At 52.6% G+C, this 26,514-nt stretch carries 14 protein-coding genes; 5 read left to right on the forward strand and 9 right to left on the reverse strand.

Annotated elements, in window-relative coordinates:
* Positions 1 to 517: 517 nt before the first annotated feature.
* Positions 518 to 3,211, forward strand: a complete 2,694-nt coding sequence (locus tag LLG96_11860) for a PAS domain S-box protein (GenBank protein ID MCE5250906.1) — start codon at positions 518 to 520, stop codon at positions 3,209 to 3,211.
* A 224-nt stretch (positions 3,212 to 3,435) separates the two neighbouring features.
* Here LLG96_11860 and LLG96_11865 read toward each other — a convergent pair whose 3' ends face one another.
* Positions 3,436 to 4,041, reverse strand: coding sequence for a peptidyl-prolyl cis-trans isomerase (locus LLG96_11865; GenBank protein ID MCE5250907.1), 606 nt, complete (start codon positions 4,039 to 4,041; stop codon positions 3,436 to 3,438).
* A gap of 410 nt (positions 4,042 to 4,451) precedes the next feature.
* On the opposite strand from LLG96_11865, the gene LLG96_11870 reads away from it, so the two are divergent.
* Complete coding sequence (locus LLG96_11870; protein ID MCE5250908.1) at positions 4,452 to 5,450, forward strand: dihydroorotate dehydrogenase-like protein; 999 nt, start codon at positions 4,452 to 4,454, stop codon at positions 5,448 to 5,450.
* Positions 5,451 to 5,573: 123 nt separating this feature from the next.
* On the opposite strand, the gene LLG96_11875 is transcribed toward LLG96_11870, so the two are convergent.
* The 7 genes from LLG96_11875 to LLG96_11905 form a co-directional block, all read right to left on the reverse strand.
* The gene (locus LLG96_11875; GenBank protein ID MCE5250909.1) at positions 5,574 to 7,529 is read right to left on the reverse strand and encodes an NAD(P)/FAD-dependent oxidoreductase; all 1,956 of its coding nucleotides are present in this window, start codon (positions 7,527 to 7,529) and stop codon (positions 5,574 to 5,576) included.
* Positions 7,530 to 7,805: 276 nt separating this feature from the next.
* Complete coding sequence (locus LLG96_11880; protein MCE5250910.1) at positions 7,806 to 8,756, reverse strand: hypothetical protein; 951 nt, start codon at positions 8,754 to 8,756, stop codon at positions 7,806 to 7,808.
* 265 nt (positions 8,757 to 9,021) lie between these two features.
* Positions 9,022 to 10,407 (reverse strand): HEAT repeat domain-containing protein, encoded by a 1,386-nt coding sequence (locus tag LLG96_11885; protein MCE5250911.1) that lies wholly within the window; start codon positions 10,405 to 10,407, stop codon positions 9,022 to 9,024.
* A 150-nt stretch (positions 10,408 to 10,557) separates the two neighbouring features.
* Complete coding sequence (fes, locus tag LLG96_11890; GenBank protein ID MCE5250912.1) at positions 10,558 to 11,835, reverse strand: enterochelin esterase; 1,278 nt, start codon at positions 11,833 to 11,835, stop codon at positions 10,558 to 10,560.
* 321 nt (positions 11,836 to 12,156) lie between these two features.
* Positions 12,157 to 13,569, reverse strand: coding sequence for a C45 family autoproteolytic acyltransferase/hydrolase (locus tag LLG96_11895; GenBank protein ID MCE5250913.1), 1,413 nt, complete (start codon positions 13,567 to 13,569; stop codon positions 12,157 to 12,159).
* A 124-nt stretch (positions 13,570 to 13,693) separates the two neighbouring features.
* On the reverse strand, positions 13,694 to 15,148 hold the full coding sequence (locus LLG96_11900) for an amino acid permease (GenBank protein MCE5250914.1): 1,455 nt from the start codon (positions 15,146 to 15,148) through the stop codon (positions 13,694 to 13,696).
* Positions 15,149 to 15,211: 63 nt separating this feature from the next.
* Positions 15,212 to 16,888, reverse strand: a complete 1,677-nt coding sequence (locus LLG96_11905) for an SUMF1/EgtB/PvdO family nonheme iron enzyme (GenBank protein MCE5250915.1) — start codon at positions 16,886 to 16,888, stop codon at positions 15,212 to 15,214.
* Between the two features lie 286 nt (positions 16,889 to 17,174).
* On the opposite strand from LLG96_11905, the gene LLG96_11910 reads away from it, so the two are divergent.
* Together LLG96_11910 and LLG96_11915 are read left to right on the forward strand one after the other, a co-directional pair.
* Positions 17,175 to 19,427, forward strand: coding sequence for a right-handed parallel beta-helix repeat-containing protein (locus LLG96_11910; GenBank protein MCE5250916.1), 2,253 nt, complete (start codon positions 17,175 to 17,177; stop codon positions 19,425 to 19,427).
* Positions 19,428 to 19,693: 266 nt separating this feature from the next.
* On the forward strand, positions 19,694 to 22,714 hold the full coding sequence (locus LLG96_11915) for a M4 family metallopeptidase (protein ID MCE5250917.1): 3,021 nt from the start codon (positions 19,694 to 19,696) through the stop codon (positions 22,712 to 22,714).
* A 138-nt stretch (positions 22,715 to 22,852) separates the two neighbouring features.
* Here LLG96_11915 and LLG96_11920 read toward each other — a convergent pair whose 3' ends face one another.
* A complete protein-coding gene (locus LLG96_11920) occupies positions 22,853 to 24,262 on the reverse strand; it encodes a hypothetical protein (GenBank protein MCE5250918.1) in 1,410 nt (469 codons plus the stop codon).
* Between the two features lie 816 nt (positions 24,263 to 25,078).
* Here LLG96_11920 and LLG96_11925 point away from each other — a divergent pair.
* Positions 25,079 to 26,080, forward strand: coding sequence for a uroporphyrinogen decarboxylase family protein (locus tag LLG96_11925; GenBank protein ID MCE5250919.1), 1,002 nt, complete (start codon positions 25,079 to 25,081; stop codon positions 26,078 to 26,080).
* Positions 26,081 to 26,514 lie beyond the last annotated feature (434 nt).

Here is a 26,514-nt window from a genome sequence, read left to right on the forward strand (position 1 = left end):
ACCGGAATTCTTCGTTCATATCCTGAGGATGACAGAATACGAGAGGGCGAGTGAAATGTGACAATTGCCCCGGTAAATGGATGGTAAGGTCGATTATGTCATACCGAACTTTGGTATCTGTATAAAATACCGGCATGGATAATTTTCCCCGGAGCGACAGTTCATCGTCCTCAATACCCGAACGAGTGATTGAAGCTGTCGAAAAAATGCATTTGTGTCGTCTTCTGCCGGGATACACTACTAAATTGTCGATGATTCGGGCGGGAATCAAGCGTTTTTTTGGCGGTTCGTCTTAATAATCCGGTTTTCATCCATGCCATTTAATTTGATTATGCACACTGAGATATATGGCAGATTCTTTCACAGGTCTTTTTTAAAAACATCAGGTAAGGTTTTTGCTACTAAATCTGAGTTGAGTAGTATAAATATTACATATACAGAATAGAATTTATCTAAAAAAAAATTTTATGTTGGAATTTACACAGCGGGACATGAACAAGGGAAAATCAGGTGAATAATGGCTGATAAATCGATTGAAGAAACCGGCAAGTTCATAGAATGGATTGAAAAAATCAGACTTGCCGCGGTAATGCTCGATCCTGAAGGCACTATTATCTTCTGCAATGATTTTCTGCTTGAACTGATCGGCAGGAGCAGGGAAGAAGTGCAGGGAAAAGACTGGTTCACACAGTTTATTCCGAAAGAAATTGTCAGCGATATTAAATCAACCTTTATCAAGACTATTGCGACCGGCGAATTTCCACCCTACTACGAAAATGAAATTATCACCCGGAACGGTGATAAACTGCTCATACGCTGGAATAATTCCGTGATCCGTGATAAATCGGGGGCTGTTGTCTGTGCCACCAGTATCGGTGAAGATATAACTGAAAAAAGGCATTCGGAGGATTTATTACGCGAGAGTGAAAAACGGTACAGGGAGCTGGTTGAGCTGCTCCCGGAAACCGTCTGGGAAACGGATATGGACGGTAACCTTACGTTTGTCAGTCTTAAGGGATTCACTCTTTTCGGATATACACGGGAGGATTTCTACAAAGGTTTGAATATTTACGATTTAATCCATCCCGATGACAGGATAAAGGCGCATAGAAATGTTCGCAAGGTGTTGGAAGGGAAAGATATCGGTCTTCAGGAATACTCAATGCTCAAAAAGGATGGTTCGTCGTTTCCGGTCATGATTCACGCGAGTGAAATCATTCGTGATGGGAAACCGGACGGCTTGAGAGGGATCACACTCGATGTAACCGAGCAGGTGCAGGCGATCCGAGCGCTTCGGGAGAGCGAGGAACGATTCCGCTATATGACCGAGCTTTCCCCGTTTCCCGTGTCGATCATTGATTCGACGGGACGATATATATATATGAATAAAAAATTCAGCGAAGTATTCGGCTACACCCCCGAAGACATTCCCTCAGGCAAAGCGTGGTTCATGAAAGCGTTTCCCGATCCCGAATACCGGCGGAATGTAATCGACACCTGGAAAAAAGATTTGAAAAATATCGGTAAGGGAAAACCGAGAACACGAATATTCAATATCGTGTGTAAAGACGGATCATCTCGAGAAATCATTTTCCGGCCGGTGACGATGTCGGATGACAACCAGTTTGTTACCTATGAGGATATTACGGAAAGCAGACGGGCAATCAATGCCTTGCGAAGAGAAAAGGAATTTTCCGATAACCTCATCAACAGCAGTGTCGATGGTATCCTTGCGTTTGACAGAGAGGGTGTTCTTACCCTCTGGAACCAGGGAATGGAACGTATTTCCGGAGTTTCAAAAGAAGAGACTCTGGGAAAGTGCGGCTTTGACATATTCCCGTTTTTAAAAGAAACGGGGGAAATCAAATTCTTTCATGAAACCATTGCGGGAAACAGTGTCGTTGCAGAGAACAGATTCTTCTCTGTCCCCATAACAGGCAAGGAAGGCTTTTTCGAGGGTCGTTATTCACCTCTCAGAAACGAAAAAGGAGATATTGTCGGAGGCATCACCGTCGTTCGTGACATAACCGAACGTAAACGGGCGGAAGAGCACCGGCGAAAACTCGAAGAACAGCTCGCCCAGGCTCAGAAAATGGAGTCTATAGGACGTCTGGCTGGAGGAATTGCCCATGATTTCAACAATCTTCTGACCGCAATAATCGGAAATTCTGAAATAGCCCTGATGGAGACCTCGCCCGATGATTCCATGTATAATGAGATGATTGAGATAAAAAGTACTGCCGAGCGCGCGGCTGAACTGACTCGGCAGCTTCTCGCTTTTTCACGACGGCAGATCATCGAGCCGCGTATCATCAATCTCAATGAAATCATATTTAACATGGATAAGATGATCCGCCGTCTGATTGGCGAAAACATCGAGCTTGTCTTGTTGCCATTCGAAAAGCTGTGGTCGGTAAAAATTGACCCGGGTCAGTTGGAACAGGTATTGACCAATATAGCAGTCAATGCCCGTGACGCCATGACGGAGGGAGGAAAACTTTCCATCGAAACGTCCAATATCACCCTTGACGAGGAGTCGGTTAAAGATCAACAGTACATGTCTCCCGGCAATTATGTCATGATTTCGGTGATTGATACGGGAATAGGTATGGACGAAGAAACGAGACTCCATATCTTTGAGCCGTTCTTCACTACAAAAGAGGTGGGTAAAGGAACCGGTCTCGGCATGTCGACCTGTTATGGCATCGTGAAGCAGAATAACGGAGCTATACAGGTTTTCAGCGCGCCGGGAAAAGGAACAACCGTCAGATTATACTTCCCTCGGGTATCGGAAAAACCACTCGATGTTCCCAGGCTCGGTTTTTCATCTGTTGTCCCGAAAGGTACCGAAACAATCCTTGTTGTCGAAGATGAACCATCTGTCCGAAGGATGATTAAAACCATACTCATCAATAATGGGTATACCGTCATCGATGCAATGAACGGCCATGAAGCGCTTCGAATAATAGAACACCATAATGATATTTTTCAACTTCTGTTGACGGATGTCATTATGCCCGGGATGGGAGGAAAGGAGCTTTACAAAGCGCTGAAAAAATCGTATCCGGACAGTAAGGTGTTATTCATGTCGGGATACACCGATGACTCTATTGTACACCACGGTATTCTTGATCCCGGTCTCGAGTTTATTGAAAAACCGTTTTCTCCCGCGGCTTTATTAAAAAAGGTACGGAATATTCTGGATGAGTAATCGTCGTAATCTGAACAGCTGAAAATCCACAGGCCATAAAAGTCTTACGAAAAATACGACCTGCCCGGATTCAGGCTTTCAGGGTCGGCATGAAGTCCCGATCCCCGAATAATAATCCGGGAACTTGTTTACATACCCGTGACAGCACCCCAACAATACTTTCCATTATCGGGCGTATGAAAAAGATACTTTTTCACCGCCCTCGTGAACTTCACGTGATTGTGTTACTCTTTCACCCTGATCGACTCTATGATGATCGGTTTGACGGGGACATTCTCCATTTTTCCGAAAGCGACCGTGTTGACCGTGGACGTGCTGGTCGCGGCGATTTTGTCAACCACATCCATGCCCTTGATTACCCTGCCGAATACGCAGTACCCGAAACCGCGGGCTGAATTGTCCTTGTGATTCAGGAAATCGTTATTTTTATGATTGATAAAAAACTGTGATGTCGCGCTGTTAATCTCCTGGGTGCGGGCCATGGCGACTGTGCCCCGATCGTTCAGGAGGCCGTTGCCGGCTTCATTTTTTATCGGCGGTTTGGTGGGTTTTTTTGCCATGTCCACGGTAAATCCGCCGCCCTGGATCATGAAACCATCTATAACGCGATGGAAAATTGTGTTGTCGTAGAACACTTCCGTGACATAGGAGAGGAAGTTGGTTACAGTTGCCGGCGCTTTGTCGGAGAAGAGCTCGATTTCGATTGTTCCCCTGTTGGTTTTCATGATGACGACAAGGTTCTTTTTCACCGGTTCCTGGGCGAACACTGCGCCTGAAAGGAAACAGAATGCTGCCGACCCTGCAATGACGAATTTCAGAAATGTGTTCATGTCAATACCTCATGTTTCACAGAAAGTGACCGTTTACCCGTTTGAATGTCCTTTGAACGATGTATAAACATAGGGATTTTTCACTGATTTTTCAAGCATAAAAGGTTGCAGTGTCAACACCCGTTTTTACCCCGGATTATTCATGGGAATATTTTATTACAAAGACACGAAGCAGGAGTAATTCATGAATCACCCGGCAATGTAACATCGGTCAGGTACGAAAAACAAATCCGTCCGATCCGCGAAAATCAGCGTTCCAATAAATTTTTGTGAATAGGTCGGGTTAAAAAACACTTTTGTCACATGCCCCGAAAACGTATATTCTGATGCAGTAAAATAAACGAATTCCAGAAACGAGACCATAACACTGTAATACCGGAATCGCAGGCATTTTCCGGATCGAGGTAGGCATGGCATCTTTACAGACTCGGTATATGGGATTGAATCTCAGAAATCCTCTCATTGTCTCAAGCAGCGGTTTGACCGGCAGTCTCGGCAGTGTCAGAAAGTGTGTGGAAGCGGGCGCCGGCGCCGTCGTGCTCAAATCCATGTTCGAAGAGCTCATCATCGCCCAGTCGGAGAATCTTGACAGGGAGCTCATTCAATCGGACCACCCCGAAGCCTATGAATATATCCGCGCCGGGATCGGTATGCAGACCGGCCCGCATCCTTACCTGAAGTTCATCGAGGATGTCCGCGCTCATGTCGATGTGCCCGTGATAGCGAGCGTCAACTGTATAACCTCGAAATGGTGGGTATCGTACGCAAAGGATATCGAGGCTTCAGGGGCAGATGCCCTCGAACTGAATATTTCCCATTTCCCGCAGGATACCGCAGAAAATTCCATCGAGATCGAAAAACGGTATGCCGGGATAGTCCACGAGGTGGCATCACGTATCTCGCTGCCCGTGGCGGTCAAAATCGGATTCTATTTCACCACCCTCTGGAATGTCGTCGAGGACATCGTTCAGGCCGGAGCACAAGCGATTGTTCTCTTCAACCGTTACTACACGGTCGATGTCGATTGCGCGGAAAAACGGTTCGTTCCCTCGATGACCCTGAGCTCTCCCGAGGAAATGCTCATGCCGCTCCGGTGGACCGGGCTCTTCGCGGGAAGGCTGAACTGCGACATTGCCGCCTCGACCGGAATCCATGACAGCGAGGGTGTCATAAAAATGCTCCTCGCCGGCGCTGCCGCCGTACAGCTCTGTTCCGTACTCTATCGTCGCGGGCCGTCCTTCCTCTCCGAAATGATCGAGGATATCGATTCATGGCTCGAAAAGGAAGGGTTCGCCTCAGTGAACGATATCCGCGGGCTCGCTCTCAGGGACAGCGGCGACAGGGATGTGCTGCTCCGGCGTCTCCAGTATCTCCGCGCTCTCGAAGAGTCCGCGAAATACGACAAATAAATGAGCGGGAAATTCAATTGACCACGGCAGAACTATCCGGTTAAATTTAAAAAAGCCCCCATGTCCGGGGGCTTTTTTTATTGTTTGAACCTGCTGGCTGTTGCGCGGTAAACGGGCGCCTGTTTACAGCCACCGTCCCACACGCTCGCCGTCCTCGGTCGCTTCACGGATTCTTCCGAGTTTGGCGCAGTCGCCGATGAGGTGGACCTCGTCACACTTCATGGCCATTTCACCCGCAACGCCGCTCGTGGGCACGATGCTCATGGCCGAGCCGGCGGTGAAAGTCGCCTGCTTTTTCATGCCGATTGCGATTGCCACGAGGTCGGCGTCGAGGCCGGATGCCTTGTGGTTCGGGAGAACCACCTCGACTCCGGAGTCGATCACCGCGGACATCTGCGTTTCGGTCATAACCTTGATGTTCTTCTCGACAATGAGGTTGAACATCTGGACCTTGACATTGGTCATGATGTTTTCTTCCATGAGTTTCGGAAGAATTTCGACGATGGTGACATCCCATCCGTTGTCCGAAAGGTGGCACGCGGTTTCGCATCCTACATCGCCGCCGCCGACGACCACTGCCTTTTTACCCTTGAATTTCGAAACATCGCGGAGCACATCGACTGCCGTCGCCACATGGGGCTTGTCTATTCCGGGCACATCGGGCATGAGCGGCTCGGTGCCGAGGGCGAGGACGAGCGCATCGGGGGCTTCCTTTTCCACCATCACCGGAGTGACCGTGGTGTTGAGTTTCAGCTTAACCGTGCTGTCTTTGAGTTCGGCGACAAACCACTCGTAGAGCCGTGCGACATCCTCTTTGCATTTCGGCCTGCTGCCGGGATACACCATGCCGCCCACATACGGTCGTTTTTCATAGAGCGTCACATCGTGGCCCCGCTTGGCGGCGGTCAGTGCGCAGCGGACACCGGCGGGACCTGCGCCGACAATCATGACCTTTTTCTTCTTCGCCGGTATCGGCAGGTCCTGTTCGGCCTCATGGAGCAGGTACGGATTTACCGAACACCACAGCGGGCCGGCGAGCCATAACTGATGATAGCAGACATTACACCTGATGCACGGGACGACACGTTTGCCTTCTTTTGCCTTTTTCGCCCAGTGCGCATCGGCGAGTATAGTCCTTCCGAGGGCGACCATATCGCACTTGCCGGATGCTATGAACTCCTCCGCCTCTTCGGGTACGGTGATGGAACCGGTGCCCATGACGGGGGTCTTGGGACAGGTCTTCTTGATCTGTTCGGCAAGCGGTATGAGGGTGTTCCGCGGGATATAGAGCGGCGGAACGGACGGGAACCTGCTGAATACCTCGATGGTCGATGCGGTGGATGCCACATGGAGATATACGATACCAAGTTTTTCGATGTGTTTGGCAATCTCCTTGGCGAGTTCGATGTCCACGCCGCCGGGAAGCTCCTCGTGGGCGCTGAATTTGAATCCGACCGCGAGATCGGGGTATTTTTTGTGGATTCCCGTGATAATGTCGGTGGGGAATTTCATCCGTCCCTCAAAGGTATCGCCGCGGTACTTGTCGGTTCGCTTGTTGAGAGAGGGGGACATCATCTGTCCAATGAGGTATGTGTGGGCGCCGTGCACCTCGACTCCGTCGTAACCGGCTTCCAGTGCCCGTCCCGCGGCATCGATGAACGACTGCACCAGCTCGTCGAGCTCGCCGGTTGAAAGTTCGCGCGGTTTTACATAGTAATTGGGGCTGTACATGGATGTCGGAGCGTCGGAGCTTATCTTTCCTCCCGAGAGGGCGATCTGACAGATGATTTTGGTGTCGTATTTGTGAATCCGGTCGACCAGTTTCTTATGGGATGGTATGAAATGATCATCGTAGATGCCGTTGAGGGGAACCGATGCAAGCTTGCCGTGAACGCGCACGAACGAGGTTATGACGAGACCGATACCGCCTATGGCCCGTTCCTCGTAATACCGGGCGTGACGGTAAGGCCATGTCTCGTCGCAGCTGTAGAGGCCGACACCCATGGGAGCGACAGCGGTGCGGTTCGGAACCTCTATCTTGCCGAGTTTAATGGGGCTGAACAGATGCGGAAATGCCATGACTTCCTCCTTTACAACAGAGTTTGAACATTATTCTTTGAATACCGTGATGTATTCGCAGGTTACTGATAATTTTCAGTATAAACGGCTGATATACGAGGACCGGAACCGCATGAGCCGTCCCGGAAAAATGAGAATACCCTGTTTGAGCCGTAAATTTCAAGTATACGTAATTTTTTTTGTTTCTGGTAGAATAAAAGACGATAAAAGTGTTTTTTTCCCCCGAAATTCACCAAAATTTCATATCCTTTGTACGATTTCCCGAACGTCTGCCGCTCATTCGAAAAACCAGTCGGCGGAAGCACGGTGATCGTGAAACCACCGGTCGAGGTCCTCCGACCGGTCATACAGAATGGCCATATTGGCGAGCATCATCTCTTCGATGTCATTGAGCTTGAGGCCGCACCCGTCACAATTGTACATGGTGGCGAAGAAATCGAGCGATGCCTGTGGCCCGTCTTCGGCCTCGCCGATTGCTATTTCCGTGTACCCGTAGAGATGTCCCCGATACCCGCATATGGGGCACTGTGCCGTAAATGTATCCCAGTTCTGGGACATGATGGCTTCGATGCCCCGTTCGCTGAATTCATACGCCTGACTTTTTGCCTGGTCGATCGCCATCTTCACACGCTCGATCCGCATGGTCTCGAATGATGCCATGAATTGCCTGTCGGTGTCCGTGAGGGTGTGATAGACGAGGTTCGAGGATTCGTTTTCGTTGAGCAGAGACAGTATCTGGAACACCGCGTATCCGGAACGTTCGAACTCGAACGGCTCAATCGGTATCTGCGCGTTGTGTCCCAGTTTATTCCCCCACATGGACAGGAATCGCAGGTGCGGAAGGAGAAGCTGTTTGATATGGGGAAAAAAAATATAAAAACAGGAAATACACTCGTTCAGATCGAGCGTTTCAAAGGTACCGGCACGGATATCGGGCTCGAAGGTCCTCCACTGGAAAAAATGGGGAATGCTTTCCGGGCACGACAGAAACACCCGTATCTCCGGGGGAATATCCCTGAAAATCAGGCCGAGATTTTTTTCGGTGATAAAAGCCTTGATACTCAATTCCGTTCCCGTTGACAGCATGTCCACGGCGGTCCGGCTGAATTCGCCTTCGGAACTGCGGTGCCGGTGAAACAGATTCACGCCGATTTCAAGAAACTCCCGCGCCGATCGCGCAAGGTCTTCGGTGTATCTGGTTTTCAGCTCATGGATGTAGTCGTTCATGGGATTACACCTCCATAGACTGCCTGTCTATCGGAATGCAGTTTGTCTCGTTTCCGGGTAATACAGGTTTACGGTGCACATCGTATAAACCTCATTATCGAGGAATGTAAACTCCGGGGAAAGATGCAGAAGATTATGGTAAAAAACAACAGAATAATTGACCTTCCGGACAGGAGTACATACGATTCCGCGATTATGGGGACGGAAGAACATGGCCGGTGTGGATAAGGGTGGCATGGAGGATTCAGACCGGAATCACGGTACGTTATTTACTGTTGCCCGATGCCTCGGGATTCACCTTCTTCAGGGCTTCGGTCGCCTTTTGACGGACTACTTCATCCTCGTCGTTCAGGGCATCCCTCAGAGCGAAAATGGCTTCTTTCGAGTCGGGGCCGATTGCCCCCAGCGCGCCGGCGGCGGAAGCCCGGACATCCCATGAATCGTCTTTCAAAAGCCCGATGAGCGCCGGGGCTGCCTCTTTTGCATCAGGCCCGATCGCTTCGAGGGTTTTGGCGGCAGTGGCGCGGACAAAATCTTCCTTATCCCGTAAAGCCTCGACAAGGTCCGGGACAGCCTCTTTTGCCTTCGACCCCATGAATCCAAGGGCGATGGCGGCATATTTCCTGAAGTAAGGGTCCTCGTCCTTCAGGGTTGCGGAAAGCGCCGGAACCACCGTTCCGGGCTCGGGACCGATTGAGGCCAGGGCATACGCTGCCGATGAGCGGACATACCATTCGGAATCTTTGACAGCATCGATGAGCGCCGGGACAGCATCCATGGCATTCCTGCCGATCTGCCCGAGCGACTGGGCCGCCGATGAGCGTACGGTCCACTCGTCGTCCTTCAGCGCCTCTGTGAGCGCCGGAACTGCTTCGATGGCGTTCTCCCCGATCTCACCGATAGCGTGGGCGCTTGTCGAGCGGACATCGGGATTGCTGTCCCGCAGCAACCCGACAAGAAGGGGGACATGGTTTTCCGGATGAGCGCTGACATGCACGAGCGCCCGGATGGTGGAACTCCTCACAGTCGGGATTGTGTCCCCGAGCGCCTCTGTCAGGGCGGTTTCCGCATCGGAAGCCGCTACGCCAAGGGCATTGAGGGCATCTGCCGCGGCCCTGCGGTACGCCGGGTTTTTGTCCTTGAGTATCACATTCAGAGCCGGAATTACCTTTTGAGAATCGGGTTTGATGTCTCCGAGCGCCATAGCGGCAAACGTTCGCACGTTCTGGCTGGAATCCCTCAGCGCATCGAGAAGCGCCGGAGCAGCATCCTTCCCTCCGGGACCGAGCTTGCTCAGGGCGAATGCTGCATATGTGCGGACATTCGGATTGGTATGTTTCAGCGCCGCTGTCAGTCCCGGAACAACGTTTTCCGACCACAGGCCTATGATACCGAGCGCCACCGCTGCCGCATATCGGACTTCGGGGCTCGAGTCGCCGAGCGTTTCAATGAGCGGCGGAACGGCATCCGCTGCATCCGGCCCTAATTTTCCGAGAGCTTCTGCGGCTGTTTTCCGCGCTTCGGGGCTGGCATCGCGCAATTGATTTATATAAGGGCCTGTGTCAACAGCTTTTGCGGATTCGGCGCATCCGGCGGAAACAATCGTTACGAGCAGAATGAGGGAAAGAATTATATTCGTGCAGAATTTCATCGTATGTCCCGGGAAGCAGGAGGATGTAACTGGAGAATAGTATGTATTTCAAGAAAAAATATACAAATATCTCCGATTATAGTCAAGCGGGACAAGACCTGTATTCTACTAATATGATATTTTCCTTGTGCCTTCTGCCTGTCTTTTCTCTCATTCGGGTTTACTATCCCCCGTTCCCGAAAGTTCCATGAGACCATCGGCGAGTGTTCCCTGCCAGTTGAGATACTCATGGCCGCCGTAAAATTCACGGTACCGGACGGAATATCCCCGCGCTGTCAGAATATCGCGGAGGTGACGGTTGGCGTTGATCATATGCTTCGTTTCGAGCAGGCCGGTTTCCAGATAAAAACGAAGCGGCAGCGGGGCGGATGTCTCGAACTGACGGGGGAGCCATTCATATTCACGGGCGGTTTCCGGTTTCCACCAGAAGGAACCCGATTGCGCGAGAATATTACCGAAAACATCCGGGTACCTCAGCCCCGCATACGCGGCTGCAAGCCCGCCGAAGCTCGATCCCGCAATAATTATTCTCGACGGGTCGGTTGTAACTGAATAGTGATGCCGCACCCAGGGAACGAGCTCACGGGCAAGAAAATCGGCGAACGGAGGATGACAGGTGAGCTCCCTGTGCCGCTGATCGGTGGCGTTACCGATAAAGACTGCGACCATCGGCGGGATTTTCCCCTCGGACAGGAGGTTATCGAGAATTGACGGCGTCGGAATAACCTGCGTGTATGCCGAACCATCGCACACGAGGAGAAGGGAACACGAAGACGAAGATGCCTCATTGCCGGAATGACAGGAAGGCGGGGTGTAAATCCACAGGGTACGTTCGTTTCCGAGGATATCGCTCCTGAACCCGGTTCGCTCCAAAGCGCCGCAGGGGATTCCGGGGCGTGTATCGATCCACTGATGACAGGGCGCGCCGGGAAGCTCGAACATGGACAATACCAGTTTCGTGCTTTTCGAATAGTTCAGAATCGTCTCCGGCCAGATGCAGGTGCGCGGATTATATGGATCGGGCCGGAATATTTTTATAAAGTCGAACCAGTCGTTGAGATTACGTATTTCCGGGATGATTCCGGGATAATCGGGCGCGATCATGTAACTCGTCCTCAGGTCGCCGCGAAACCGGAAAGTCCTGTACCAGAGGTCCGTGTCGGGGAGGCGGATCATGGACTCATTCTTCAGCTTCCAGTTATTGAAACCCCCGGTTACTGCTACGGTGCGTGTCTGCTCCCGGGCGCGCCAGAGGAAGGTCACGAGGTAATGGCCGGGATCGTCCGGAATCGGTCTGATGAGCGGGGTTCCGGCGGTTTCGACCTGCCGCCAGAACCGGTGCAGCGCCGCACGGTCGCCCGCTTTCAGCGCATCACGCAGAGCCCGGAGACCGGGGCACGACAGCGGTGCTTCGTATGCGTCATTCATGGATGTTGTTTCTAAGCTTTCAGAGAAATTATCTCATATCAGGTTGTATTCAGTGAAATTATGAAGAATGCACTTGACCCTGAAATAAATTCAGGGTGATATGAGCACCGTCATGCTGAACCTGTTTCAGCATCCTCCGGAATAATTATGGCAGACTCTGTTTCCAGATTAAATGCAATCTGGTATCACGGATGCGCCACAGGAATAAGGAATGAAAAAAAACTCCCGCAGCAACCGTCATATACCGCATATAATATACCACATGCGGCTTTCCCCGATGCCATGAATTTCAGGAAATACCGTAATCCGCTGCACACACCGTCATTTTGGTCTGTCGACAGGGAACACCGTCCATGGTTCGGGCGGCAGGTCGCGCAGATAGCCTTCCTGCCATTGATACTGGGTGTGGAGCTCAAGAAACCGTTTCGCGTTGAAGCCGATATCGCACGAGCTTCCCCATTTCGCCCAGATATGCCAGCTTTTTGCCATGGCTGAGTCCACAACCTTGCCGTCTATCGCTCCGGCAGGATAAAACGGGCTGCGGCTCCCCGAAACGCTTCCGTCGTCGAGCTCCGCATGTCCGCAAATCGTCCGCGAGCTCGGCTGCTCCCTGCCCAGGTACATATCGTAATGGTCGCCGAGCATCTGTTTGGCGATTTCGACATCGATCTTCCCGTAATGTTCTTTCATGAGCTGTTTCCAGCGCTCACGGCGTGCGACGTTAGTGTTTCGGATGTCGTCGTACGTGGCGTTCGTCTCGTCCCGGAGGATTTCTATGTTATCCGTCACATTGGAGCCGGTGAAAAACCCGTTTTTCTTTTTTTCGAGGCTGTGATGCTTCAATCCGAGTTCGAGACGGGCTATCTCGCCGGTTTTGACATCCCCCAGGAGCCATGAATTGGCGTATGCGCCGTTGTTGTTACTGATCATAATGTCGGCCCACTCGTCGATGCTGCCCGCATACTGCATCGCTTTCCGCGCCCGCTCGAAGACGGGGAGGCCCTTTTTATCGAATCCACTGAATCCGCCGATGGTCGTCTCCACACCGGTCAGCCCGCCTCCGGTGATGAAAAAATCGGTCGCGCTGTATATGGACGGCCCCCAGGACTGCATCAGAATCCGGTTCCCCTTCGCCGGAACAAGATCGACGATGATGTTGCAGAACCTGAGAAGCGCATAGGGCGACCACGAGTTGTGAGCCATGACCACTCCGCCGCCCGCGGTGGCGTCGCCTGAGGCTATGAACGCGCTGCATCCGCCGTGCTCTTTCTCAGTCGGCCACCAGTAATCGACATCGAGGAATCCGTTCATGTAGAGCACCTCCTCGAATGTCACCTTTTTACCGGCTTTCTGCATTCCGGCCGCTATGCCCCGCATTTCTTCCAGATATTCTTCGGAGACCTTGCCCTTGAAAAGATTCGTGGCTGCTTTCACGAAATAATCGAGGTCTTTTGCCGTCGAGAATTTCTGGAAATGAGCGAGCGTATCGAGAAATTCCTCGGTTTCGTTCGCGGTCAGATACCCCCGCTGAAAACCGCGCTCGAACGGTTCCCCCTCGATGTGGATAAAAATCCAGCCGTTTTCGTCGTACCGGTACGCTTTTTTGAGCCATTCATCCTGGTGCGCCGAGATAAAGCTTTCGTCGACCGTAAGCGCCTTTCTGGACGCACAGCCCGCCAGACTGATGACAATCAATGTCACCACGGCGCACGCAAGCATCACCCGCCTTTTCATCGTTGCCTCCCATATTATTATTGTGAATGTGGTCCGCACAGATAATCCGGTAAAAGTACTCCACTGATATCGTATCTTGACGCACCGTCACAGAAACAGCGCATGCCGCTTTGGTATGACCGCTTCATTGTCCCCGACCTCGCTCATGCAAATTGCCGCTGTCTGCAACTGAACCGGCTGAGCGGCGTTTCCCGGCCCGGAAATAGAGAAAGAGCGGCAGTCCGAGCACGATGAGCGTGATACCGAACGCCGATTCGATGGGATTGGTTCGGAGGGTGTTGGTTACGAGCCAGACCGCCGAAAGGATAAATGCCAGAGGCACCACCGGATATCCGATTGTCCGGTACGGCCGCGGTGCATCGGGCATCGAGCGGCGCAGGACGAAGACCGATGCGGCGGTGAATCCGAAAAAAATCCACAGCGAGAAGATAAGGAGTGTCGTCAATTGATCGAATGTGCCCGAGCTTGCCAGAACACTCGCCCATGCCGCCTGAATGCTGACCGCCCATGCCGGAACATGCGCTCCCCTGCTCAGGGGGCCGAAACACCGGAAGAAAAGCCCGTCGCGCGCCATGGCAAAATGGATGCGGGGCACCGCTAAAAGCTCGCTGTGGAGTGTACCGAGACTCGACACGACAAATAGAACGGTAACCATTTTAATCCCGAATGGGCCGAGAAAAGTCTGGGCCGCTTTCCCGGCGACCGAAACGGCGTTGCGGTAAAGCGTCGAATTCGATGTCACGACCTCGTTGAACGGCAGGGCATAGAAATATGCTAAATTCGCAAGGCAATAGGAGAGAAGAACGACGATCATGCCCGTGATCAGCGCCCGGGGAATGGTACGGCCCGGATTTCTGACTTCGCCCGCGACCATCGGAAGAAACGACCACCCGTTGTACGCCCACAGAGCGGCAATCATTGCTGCGCCGAACGCCTTCGTTCCGCACCATCGTACCGTTCCGGTCACAGCCGTCACATGATCCCATGTGGCCCGTTTTGCAAAAAAGAAAACTCCCACAATGATGACGATCACACCGATCATCTTTGCCGCGGTAAACGCGGTCTGGACGCGGCCACTCGATGATACACCCGCATAGTTGATGACGGCACAGAGGATAATCGCCGCCACCGCGATAATCTGTCGTGCGCCGAACTGCCAGAGCACCGAATGCCCGAACAGCGTATAGGTTCGTTCCATCCATGCGCCGCCGAAGGGCAGAAGTTCCGAAAGAAACGTGGCAAACGCCGTTCCGAGCGCCGCCGCTCCCGAAGCCCCGACGGTGAAGTACATCCATCCGTAGAGAAAAGCCGGTGCATTGCCGTATGCGGCCCGGAGATAGACATAGTCGCCGCCCGCATTCGGAAGAAGAGCGCCGAGTTCTGCATACGTCAGCGCCCCGGCAAGCGAAAGCAGACCGGCGGCAGCCCATGCAGCCATTACCATGAGCGGAGAACCGGCTTCCTGCGCCATGACGGCTGATTTAAGGAACACACCGGTTCCGATTATGGAACAGATGACAATCGAGGTCGAATCGACAAACGTAAGACCTCTGACAAGGTGATTGTTCGATTCTGGCATATATACCCGGCTGACGGGATACGATTCATGAATTCGGAACTATGACTCTCGCGGAAACCTGTGTCACTCGGCATCCTTTGCACACCTGAAACCGGCCATGGGGGTAAATTCCCCTTTCTGGCCGTCCCGGTAGGTGCTCCTGAGATTGACCGCCGGAGTCACCCACGAGCCGCCGCGCATGAGGTTCCCGCTCGTTCGCGGGGTTTCGGGCTTTTTGTCCCATGCGTACTCGCTCCATGTGCCGTCCACGAATTCCCAGACATTCCCGGCCATGTCGTATACGCCCAGGGGTGTTTTCCCCTTTTCATACGACCCGACCGGAGTTGTGTACCCGACACGGTAGTCGAAATTCGCACGGCTGTCGTCGGGAGGCTCGTTTCCCCAGGGATAGAGACGGCCCTCGCTGCCGCGGGCGGCGATTTCCCACTCGAACTCCGTGGGGAGCCGTTTCCCTGCCCATGCCGCATAAGCCCGTGCGGCGCCCTGTTTCACGAGCGTAACGGGGTACATGTCCCTGCCGGGAACGACGGCGTATTTCCCGTCCGTGGTTTTGACGATGCCGCAGAAATCGGGATTCGCCATATCCTCGACGTACCATTCAGCCCCGCCGGAAGCGTTGAGAAAGGCAGCGAATTCACCGACGGTGACCTCGCAGCGGTCGATATAGAAATCTTTCACCGTCACCGTACCGGCAGGAGAGGCGACCGGGTCGCTGGAATCGGGGCCTATGGTATACGTGCCTCCCTTGATTTTCACCATGCCGCCGGCACGGCGTACAGCACGGGATTCGGGCGGCTCGACGAACGGGAAAGCGTGTTCGAGATTCACATCCGGCGCCTGCAGAACTGTCCGCTCCGACAGTATCACCCGTCCCCACGATTCGCCGCTGTGCATATTGTACACGAGGTTCTGCGACCATGTCCAGTCGAAACCGGGGCCGCCGCGATTTTCCCAGTCCGTAATAGGCCAGACATCACGGGGCCAGGGATGTTCGACACGGCTGAAATTGAGCCTGAATGAGCTCCCGCCGCGGTCGAGCTTTTCCCCCGTCCGGCTCGTTTTCTGGAGTGATTTCCACGGAATCGAGATTTCGATAACCCAGTTTTTATCGGTGTCGAACGGGTAGTTGAGGGTGCCGTCCACACGCACGGCTATGCGCATGCCTTCGAGGTCCCAGGGAGGGCTCTGATCTATTTTCGGGTGGCTCAGCGGTATCCCGCCGCGGTTGTATTCCTTGGGAAGCAGCATGTCCCAGAGGGTGCCGAGACAGTTGAATTCGAGCTCGATGTAATCCTGTGAGTCGCCGTCCACATCGATGAACATCTCTATGTCGTTGTCGAGATACATTTCCGTGTCTTTCTCGAACATGTGGCCGAGGAGGTTCGGTTCTTCGAGCTCGACTGCGGCATAGAGGTTCGTGTCGTCCCAGAGCATTTTCGCCCGGGTCGCAAGAAACGGTTTCCGGTATCCTTCCATGAATATATGCCCGAAACGGTCGGTCCAGGGAGCGTTTTCCCAGCTTGTTTCATCGAGAGCTCCATCAATGACAACAGGGCCGATAGTCCGGTAAACGATATACTGCTTCGGTTTGAACGGAACCGGTTTGTACGGCACGGTGATTACCGGGTAGCTGAAGCCCGGTTCACGCTCCATTGCGCCGAAAGCGTAATCGGTATTCAGGCAGAAGCACACAACGGGAACAAGACAAACCGCGGCAAAGAAATGTGATCGATACCTCATAGCCCCTCCATTACGATATGTTTATGTTCTGTTCATATATATTATTCTGACCGGTAATATGCAAAGTAAATCTGGTTTTTCCCGTTTCAAAAACCCGTTTTATCATGGCAATCAGTTGATCGGTGCAATCAGCGGTTCGGACATCTTAATCCTGATCCGGCAGAGAGAGACCGAACGGATGAGTCGGGGCCGGGAAGTGACAACTTGCATATCAGGCGACTATGTGCTATTTTTTTACATATATCAATTTTCCTGTTACCCCATGCATTACAAAGGATGTACGATCATGAAAAACATTCGTTTTCCGTTCACCACGCGCACGGGAATAATCATCGCTGTCATGGTTTTCACCCTGATCGCGGGAGGATGTTTCGGCGCGATGTTTCGTTCACGGGCCGCGAAACTTCCCACAGATGGCTTCGAGGGAAATCCCGATAATTGCACAAAGTGCCATTTGTTGTGGGCACACCGGTTCGATTATTACCGTGGATGGGATCGCTACGGGTATATTTTCGAAGGCACCGGCCTCGTGAAGGGTTTTTATGACCCGTGGAGCTCGCCCTCGGTGGACAACATGTTCGAGGCGTACTATGCAACCGGATGGTGGAATACGCCTGAAATAAATGCCTGGCCCGCAGATATATCCGGGAAAGTCGAATCGCTCAGCATACTCTCGTGGGGAAGAGATCGTCTGCGGATATCCACACGTCTCGCGGATATCAAGGGCACGGTTATTACGGTTGCGCAGGATGGCGGCGATTTCAAGAGCATTCAGCAGGCTATCGATGCGGCTCAGCCCGGCGCGACAGTTTTCGTGCGTCCCGGTGTGTATAACGAGACGCTCGTTCTCAGGGACGGCGTGAATCTGATTGGGGAAGACCCCTACACCACCATCATCAATCCGCAGAACAGGGGGCATGCCCTCGTTGCGGCAAATCACGCTCTCATCGCCGGTTTCACCTTCACCGGCACCGGTATCGATTACGAGACGAAGAAATTCAATGCGGCGATCTATGCGGCGGGCACCGACAGCACGTGTATCATAGCCCGGAATATCTTCCGTGAGAACGGTCTTTTCGGCGTATGGATCGACGGCACAGCGGATGTGAAAGGGAACGCCCGTTTCGACAGTGAGCACGGCCCACGCGGCGCCGAACTCCACGACCGGCCGTACACCGATTACCCCAACCCGGTCATCACGGGCAACACCTTCTACCGTATCGGCCAGCGGGGTGTATTCTGCCTTCATGCGCGCGGGGAAATATTCAACAACATCTTTCTCGGCAACGTAAAGGCGGCGGGACTCGAACGGCATTCGCGCCCTATTATTCATCACAACGTTTTTTATTTCAACAATGTCCCCATGGCGGTCAACCGGAGCGAGCCGGTCATCTTCGGTAACATCATGTACAGCAATCAGTGGGGGCAGCGCATGCTGAGGGGTGCAAACCCGGTCATGTTCGGCAATTGTACATGGGAATCGCCCCATTTCAGGGATTTCGACGAAGCGGGACGGCCCTACTATTACACTCCCCATCCCGGCACGGGCGAGATAACCGCCGATCCGGGCTTTATCAATCCGCTCGGTGGGGATTTCCGCTTCGGTGCTTCCTCGCCTTTCAGAGACAAGACGACCGGGTTCAGCGCCCGTGGAATCATGCGCGACGCCGATTTGCCCCAGCCACTTCCGGTGGAGTGCAAGAACTCCTATGGCCGTGAGGTGCTCGCGATGACGGGTGATATCGTGGACCTTATCGAAAAGGTGGATATTGAAAACGCGAAAATCAACAGCCTCAGCGCATCGTACAAAATACTCTACGAAGGATATCTCGACATGAAAGCCGACCGTTACGGCGATCCTGCGGGAGCTGTTCTTGCGCCGTCCGGCAAGCCTGCCGTAATGATCGAGTACGATGTCTCCGAATGGGTCATGGAGAATTCGAAACGGCTGAAAAAATACAGCGAGCGTACGACGGTCGGCGGTAAAACAACGGAAGATTCGGGAGTCATCCGTTATAACGGCTCGTATCTCGAAGCCGAATCGGGGCGCTTTGCGAAGCTGTACCACGGTGCGCCCGATACGCTGTTTGTCGGCGAACGGCCCTTCAGGGAAGCGCCCGGGGGATTCTACCGTGACTACGACCAGTATGTCATGGGCGCTATGGGTTCGACCGGGACATTCTATCAGGGCTTTCTCCGTATCATGGGCGGGAAGATCATGGATGCGAAAGCGGTTGTGGACGGCCATGAGTGTATTGTTGTCAGGTATCCCCATATCGGGAAAGACCAGTACTACATGTTTTACCTCGATCCCGAGATCGGTTTCAGACCCCGCAAGATGGAACAGTACTATAACGAAACCCTCTGCCGTGTCATGGACTCGTACCGGTACACGGCGCTGCCGAACGGAATCAATGTTCCCGTGGCAGTGAATGTGACCGATTACGGCGTTTCCGGGTCGGTGAAGGGAGAAATTGTAGATACATGGAAACTTTTAGTCGATGAAAAGAGTATAATGATAAACGCGGACTCACGGTAACTTTAAAAGCCAGATTATAAAAATCGTTTACGGAGAAATAAGCTGTAAAGGGTCGGCGCTTCATGCCGACCCTTACTGTTATTGATAATGAATTCAAATAAACCTTTCATGTGTTCCATCCGTCAAAACCTCAGATAAAATTCCAGCGGATATTTTTGTAACGATTTTCATTTTTTTCAAACTTTATGGGATTCAGAGCGAATATTTATTAACAGCCAGTAACCATCGTTGATGAAAAAAACCAGCTGTACACGGAGGTGTAAACTGTGAAAAACGTAAAATATTCATTACGGATTCTTACAGGCGTTCTCTTTTTCCTTGCAGCTGCAAGTTTTATAAACACGACCATATCGTGGAGTATTCCTCCGGCCGGTTTATTACCTTCCGCACAGGTAACGGCCGGAAACCATAACCGGCCAGACCAGTCGACGCTTATGTCGATCAGCTTGCGCCTTAAAAGTATTATAAATCCGGCAAGCCGTCATGCCAAAACCGTACCATCCGCCGTATCGCTGGCTCAGAGCGGCGGGATGCCGTACTATCGGAACGAATCCGACGGCACTCCGGTGTTTATGACCGGCGACACGGTTACCGCCCTGAAAAAGAGCATGGGGAAAATAGTCCCCGGAACCGCGCTGTCCGACATTGCCCTTCAGTTTCTCTCTTCCGGCAGCGATGTTTTCAAGCTCGATAATCCACAGGATGAGCTCAGGCTCGGTTCCGAAACGGTCAGCCAGGACGGGAGCCATCATATCGGATTCGACCAGTATTACCAGGGCATTCCCCTCTGGGGGCATCGGCTTGTCGTTCACTTCGACAAGGACGGGGAACCGTACGCCCTCAATGCGCGGTATTCGCCCACCCCGCAGAATCTCGATACCTCGAACGTACCGTATGACATGAAAAGCGCAGTCGATAAAGCGACAGCCGACCTTTCGCTGACGACCTCCAAACAGGAACTCGACGACATTTTCAGGAGCCTGTATTCCTATGACGGGCCGACTGCGGAACTTGTTATCCTGTCCGACCGGGAGAATCCCGATCCACGGCTGGTCTGGCATGTTACTATCAGGCCGAATATGAAAGATATGTGGTACTACTTCATCGATGCGCGGAACGGTGATATCGTTGAAAAATACAATACCGCGGTGTCGTATGCGGCAGATCAGGCGTCGGGTAAGGATGCTCTCGGAGTGAACCGGAACTTCAACGTGTCGAATGACAGCGGCGTATACTACATGATCGATACGGATGCGAATATCTATACATACGATGCCCAGGGGAAAGTGCTCAATTCAAAGCACAGCGCCGTTCTCGTGTCGTCGCCAAACAACACGTGGCCGGACAGTATCGCGGTGTCCGCCCACAGCAATGTATGGGCGGTGTATGAATACTATCTGGAAAAACATAACAGAAAGGGTGTGGACGGAAACGGTATCAAACTGCCGGTCTTCATTCACTACACCGAGGATGGTAAACCGATGTACAATGCATTCTGGGGCGGCGAATTTATGGCATTCGGCGATGGCGACATATTTGCCGCCGCACTCGATGTGGTCGCGCATGAGCTGACTCACGCCGTGGTGCAGTATACGGTCGGTCTTGAATATAAATACCAGTCCGGGGCGCTCAACGAGGGAATTGCCGATGCCATGGCTGCCATGGTGGACCCCGACTGGGAAATCGGCGAAGACCTGAAAATGGGCGCTATACGTGATCTGAAAAATCCGGAACGGTTCGGTCTCCCTGCGACGATGGGCGGATACCAGTCGTTGCCGCTCAGCGAGGACAACGGCGGCGTTCATATCAACATGAGTATCCCGTCACGGGCGTGCGAGCTGACCGCCGAGGTAATCGGCAGAGATGAAACGGCGCAGATCTTGTACGGTGTTCTGAATAAGATGTATCTGACACCTCAGGCGCAGTTTATCGACATGCGTCTTGGAGCGATCCAGTCAGCCACCGATCTGTTCGGCGCCGATTCCCCCGAGGTCGCGGCGGTCGCGCAGGCATTCGATACGGTGGGTATTCTCAACGATCAACCGACTAAGCCTCCTGCGGACATTCCACCCCCGACGGGAGACACATGGGTGGCGTTCGTTCTCCAGAACCAGCTGAAACTGGGGAAATCCGTGCTTGCATCTCAGAGCGATATATACAGTCCCTCACAGACAACGCTCTACGACCAGAGCAGCTCCCCCGTCACGGTGTCGCACGACGGAACATTTCTTCTCTTTGTCGATTCCTCGAACAATATCAGACATGTCGACCTCGCAACCTTCAAGGAGACGGTCATAGATTCTTCGGGAGTCTGGAGATCGATTGCCCTGTCGCCCGATAATGCCCATCTGGCTTTGACTACCACGGCCCAGGACAACACGGTCTGTTTCATAAACATTGTAAATTCCCAGGACTGCAAGACCGATACGCTCTATACCGCTTCGACCGAAGGAGCGAACACCAACACCGTCGTATATGCCGATATGATCGAATGGAACCATGACGGTACCCAGCTCCTCTATGATGCTCTGCATAGTGTGCCGGTTACGGACGGGAATCCCGTCGAGTTCTGGGATGTCAATCTTCTCGATGTCGATTCCGGGGTCATCACACGGGTTAAAACTCCCACCGAAAGCGGCATACAGGTCGGCAATCCCTCGTTTGCCGAGACGAACGACCGGTACATCGTTTGCGATATGTTTTCGGAGGATACAAACGTCAGCATGATCGTGGCTATCGACCTTTTCAATCTCCAAATCAGCCAGCTCAGTAACACCGGAATGATACGGACGTCGCAGGGGAGCTATCCCAACCTCGGGCATCCACGGTATTCCCCCGACGATACATCCGTCATGTTCCAGCACTATGACTCGTTCTATCGGGCATATGTTCTGGAGCAGTTATCCCTCGATACCGATAAGATGACCCCGATAGGAAATACTCAGGCATACTATTACGGCGAGCTTCCGGTCTGGCTTGTCAGGAATCAGCCCACGGTCGTCGAGGAGGAAAACGAGCTGCCGTCGCCCGGTATCCTGCTTCAGAACACGCCCAATCCGTTCAATCCGGTCACCACGATACCGTACACTGTTTCGGAACCGGGCCTTGTGAGCCTTACGGTCTATGATCTTCTCGGGCAGAATGTGGCAACCCTTGTCAACGGCTACAGCCCGGCCGGGAGTTTCACGGCGACATTCGACGGTCGCGGGCTGGCATCGGGAATATACCTGTATCTCCTGAAAATCGGGGATTACAGCATGACAAAAAAGATGACGCTCGTAAAATAGCTGCGCCGGTGGTCTGTCTTTTTCCTGCTCATTAAAATCCGCCGTTACCGAAACACAAGAGGCGCTGTTACCTTCCCAGGTTTCAGCGCCTCCGTAAAGCCTCCCGGTTTTGTTGCGACAGGCGAAATTGACGAACTGTCAGCGATTGCGGTATAACTCAAGCATACGGAACATGTGCTCTCTTCCGCCTTTGAGCGCAGCCGAGAAATACACCCCGGGAACATCGCCGCCGGTGCGGTCGATGTACTGTTCCACAACCTCCATCATGGTGCACCAGAAGAGGTGGTCGAGAACGACCCCTGAAGTGGGGCATATCCGCTGATCGAATCCGGGCACCGCAAAGAGACCGTAGGTATCGCACATCCGTCCGGCTACGAAATCGGCCTCTTTCGGCACGGTTCTGCCTTCGGGAACCTTGACACTCCGTGTCATGGGGCCGAGGCAGGCGATTTTCATGCCGCGTTCCCTGAACAGGTCGAGAAACGCGAGGTCGGTTTCATCATCCGGTTTTGTGACACCCATGATGACACAGTCTTTCGATGTTCCCTTGAAATTTTTCCGCTTTTCCGGTGTATCGAGCGAGGAGCCGTACACGCCCTCGGTGATGGAAAGCCCGCTCCGGCGTGTGCTCGCCTCGCCTGCTATCGAGTTGTGGAGGCTGTAGCCGTATATTTTTCCGCCGTTGAGGACGGAATCGACCGCCATTTCGGCAATCTTCCTTATAGTTCCGAGCTCGGCGAAGACAAGCTCGAGCTGCTTCATCACCTCGTTGAAATAATCGTCCATGAGCGGCTCGCTGAGCTTCACCCATCCAGAAAACGACTGGTAATCCACGGTCTCGCCTTTCAGTTTCGGCTCGTCACCCTTGACAGGACGGGATTTCCCGTCACGGGCGAGAATACGGCAGGCGTCGGCGAGCATCATCCATATGGTCGTTTTCCCCACAATGCCCGAAACCGGGCCTATCGGCGCGGGCATACCCTCCACATTCACGACTCCGCCGAGGGTCGTCGCGTTGTTCTCGATGAAGATATCGGCATACGGCCGGAGGGTAAGCTTCCTCACATCATCGCTGAGCAGCTCGGGAAACTGTGCATCGCCACTCCATGGACTCGGGCAGCCGATGAGGAATATTCCCTTTTTCCCGATCTCCTCGGTATCGCGTGTCTGCCCGGAAGTAAGGAGCAGGTCACCTTTCTTCGCTTTCTTGATGTCGAAGCTCGTCGAGAAAATCTCCGGCTCGCCGTTACGTCCAGCCCAGGAGTCCGCCTCGGTGTGTCCGGCATCCCAGCTTACCTGATAGCACTGGCCGCCGTTTTCGACCGTCCGGGCGATGGCATACGCCGCTTCCATGAGATTCTCCGTCTGGTTCTCGTGAATCCAGGTAAGACGCTCCCTCACTTTTTTCGAATACCGGATGGCAAGCGGATCGTTGAAACCGGGACGGCCTCCCTGGTGGCGAAATTCCTTTGCCCCGACCTCTCGTGTCATACCGGCGATACCGGCAAGCGAAAGCGGGAACAATTGAATTATCTCACGTCGTTTCATGGGTATGCTCCTTGTTTTTTATCCCGATCTATTCACACATTTTTTTATAGAACACGGATTTTCGCGGATCGGGCGGATTTTCGCGGATTTGTGTTTCGTACATTACCGATGTAACATTGTAGGGATAATTCATGAATTACCCCCTGCTCCGTGTCTTTGTTGTAAAATATGTTCATGAATAATCCGGATCAAATCGCGAATATCATTTTCGGTATCGTGAATGCGCGAAAAGACCCATAGCACAAGAAGCGCAAAAAGACGGATTAATACAACAAAAATATTCGGATGAGTTCACTTCCATACGGTGATTTTTTATTGATTGCCGCTTGTGCCACGTTCAAATATACCGTAATTTACAACAGAAGAAATCCGGAATTTCAGCGCACCGTTACGCCTGGCGAAACAGTTCGGTACATTTCTTTTAGCCGGTTATCCAGTTAAATTAGCTACCATGATTGATCCCTCTCGGCTTCGCCGTTTCCCCCTTATAGAAGAAAGGGGGATGAAAATGTCCCCAAAGTCGCTCCTCCCTTAAAAAGGGGGGATGCCGCAGGCAGGGGGGATCATATACTATCGAAAAAAAATATCAATTCTGATTTAAAAAGGTTTCTGTGCTTATCAAACTGGATAACCGGATTCTTTTATATTGATACCGAAACAGGTTCGGCATGACCCTCATCCCGAACTCGTTTCAGAATTTGTTTGCTTAAAAGTGTCAAATATTCACATTGTTATATACAGTTGTCAAATTACCTGTACTTTATCTCTTAGTGTCTTTGTGGTTTATTCCATTTTACCCGTAACCGTTCAATTGATATGACAAAAAAGCAGAAACTAATCAGTCTCATCGCAGGTACCGCCCAGCCCGATTCCGTCCTCTTCCATCCGATCCTCATGCATTTTGCTGCGCGGTTTCACGGGACGACATATTCACGGTTCGCTGCGGATTACCGTGAGCTTGTCGAATCGAACATTGCCTGCCTCGAATACTTCGACCATGATGCGGTGAGCGTGATATCGGACCCGTACCGGGAGACTTCGGCGTTCGGCGCACAGGTGACATATCCCGAGGATTCGGTGCCCCTCTGCACCCGCAGGATCGTGACAACCATGGACGATGTAAAAGCGCTCGGGAATCCCGATGTCTTCAAGTCTGAGCGGACACTCGACCGTATCAGGGGCGTGGCGTATTACCGTGAAAGGCTCGGCGACGATATCCCCGTCATCGGCTGGATCGAGGGCCCGCTGGCGGAGGCATGCGACCTCACCGGCGACAGCAGGATTCTTCTGAACACGCTTCTCGAACCTGATTTTGTCCGTCTGCTCATGGACAAGTGCCTCGTGACCGCAAAGGATTTCGCGCGGGCGCAGATCGAGGCCGGAGCCGATGTCATGGGCGTCGGCGATGCTATCTGCTCCCAGATTTCACCCTCCATGTACGAAGAGCTCGTGCTTCCGCTCCACAGGGAATTGTTCGGGTACATTCATTCCCTCGGCGCACACGTGAAGCTCCATATCTGCGGTAACATCACCAATCACCTGCAGAAGCTCAGGGAAGCGGGCGCCGATATCATCGACATCGACTGGATGGTCGATTTCGGCACGGCGCATGACATGCTCGGCGATTCTGCCGTGGTCTGCGGAAACCTCGATCCCGTCTCGATAATCCAGAACAGAACAGCTCCCGAGGTGTTCGAACGGTCGCGCGGGCTCATCGCGGACGAAGAAGGGAAGAAGTTCATCCTCTCGGGCGGGTGCGAAATCACAGTCGGCACACCGGTGGAAAATCTCACAGCGATGCGTCAGGCATCGAGATAAGATGGAAGTATCAAGGGTATCTCAAAAATATAAAAAATAATGCCCGCTTTCCCGGAACGGTAGTGTATGTATAAAGGCTTTACCGGAAAATCCCCCCGCCGACTATGTCGGCGACCCCCTTATCGAAGGGGGTATAAACCATTGAGGCGCAATCAGTAACGTTCCCCCTTAATAAGGGGGATGTCCGAAGGACAGGGGGATCAGGAGCACTACAATACACACAATAGTACCGGAATAGTTTCATCCTGTGTATATTTTTAGAGGCTGCCTCAATAAAAAGAGAGCAGCCATGAAAAGCTGCTCTCCATGATAATCACCCCTCTTTAACCGCCTGTATCAATCTGTAATCCGCCGTATGAGCGACAGCGACGAATCGATGCAGAACTGCTCGGTTTTCGGGCTGTATATACTGCCGTCCACCTCGTAGTCGCCCT

It is taken from the genome of bacterium (genome assembly GCA_021372535.1).
Classification (GTDB): domain Bacteria; phylum Latescibacterota; class Latescibacteria; order Latescibacterales; family Latescibacteraceae; genus JAFGMP01.

Coding starts and splice junctions, on each gene's coding strand:
- LLG96_11880 (MCE5250910.1), bottom strand. CDS start 8,756: ATGAACGACTACATCCATGAGCTGAAAACCAGATACACCGAAGACCTT.
- LLG96_11875 (MCE5250909.1), bottom strand. CDS start 7,529: ATGGCATTTCCGCATCTGTTCAGCCCCATTAAACTCGGCAAGATAGAG.
- LLG96_11870 (MCE5250908.1), top strand. CDS start 4,452: ATGGCATCTTTACAGACTCGGTATATGGGATTGAATCTCAGAAATCCT.
- LLG96_11900 (MCE5250914.1), bottom strand. CDS start 15,148: ATGCCAGAATCGAACAATCACCTTGTCAGAGGTCTTACGTTTGTCGAT.
- LLG96_11860 (MCE5250906.1), top strand. CDS start 518: ATGGCTGATAAATCGATTGAAGAAACCGGCAAGTTCATAGAATGGATT.
- LLG96_11920 (MCE5250918.1), bottom strand. CDS start 24,262: ATGAAACGACGTGAGATAATTCAATTGTTCCCGCTTTCGCTTGCCGGT.
- LLG96_11905 (MCE5250915.1), bottom strand. CDS start 16,888: ATGAGGTATCGATCACATTTCTTTGCCGCGGTTTGTCTTGTTCCCGTT.
- LLG96_11925 (MCE5250919.1), top strand. CDS start 25,079: ATGACAAAAAAGCAGAAACTAATCAGTCTCATCGCAGGTACCGCCCAG.
- LLG96_11895 (MCE5250913.1), bottom strand. CDS start 13,569: ATGAAAAGGCGGGTGATGCTTGCGTGCGCCGTGGTGACATTGATTGTC.
- LLG96_11885 (MCE5250911.1), bottom strand. CDS start 10,407: ATGAAATTCTGCACGAATATAATTCTTTCCCTCATTCTGCTCGTAACG.
- LLG96_11865 (MCE5250907.1), bottom strand. CDS start 4,041: ATGAACACATTTCTGAAATTCGTCATTGCAGGGTCGGCAGCATTCTGT.
- fes (MCE5250912.1), bottom strand. CDS start 11,835: ATGAATGACGCATACGAAGCACCGCTGTCGTGCCCCGGTCTCCGGGCT.
- LLG96_11910 (MCE5250916.1), top strand. CDS start 17,175: ATGAAAAACATTCGTTTTCCGTTCACCACGCGCACGGGAATAATCATC.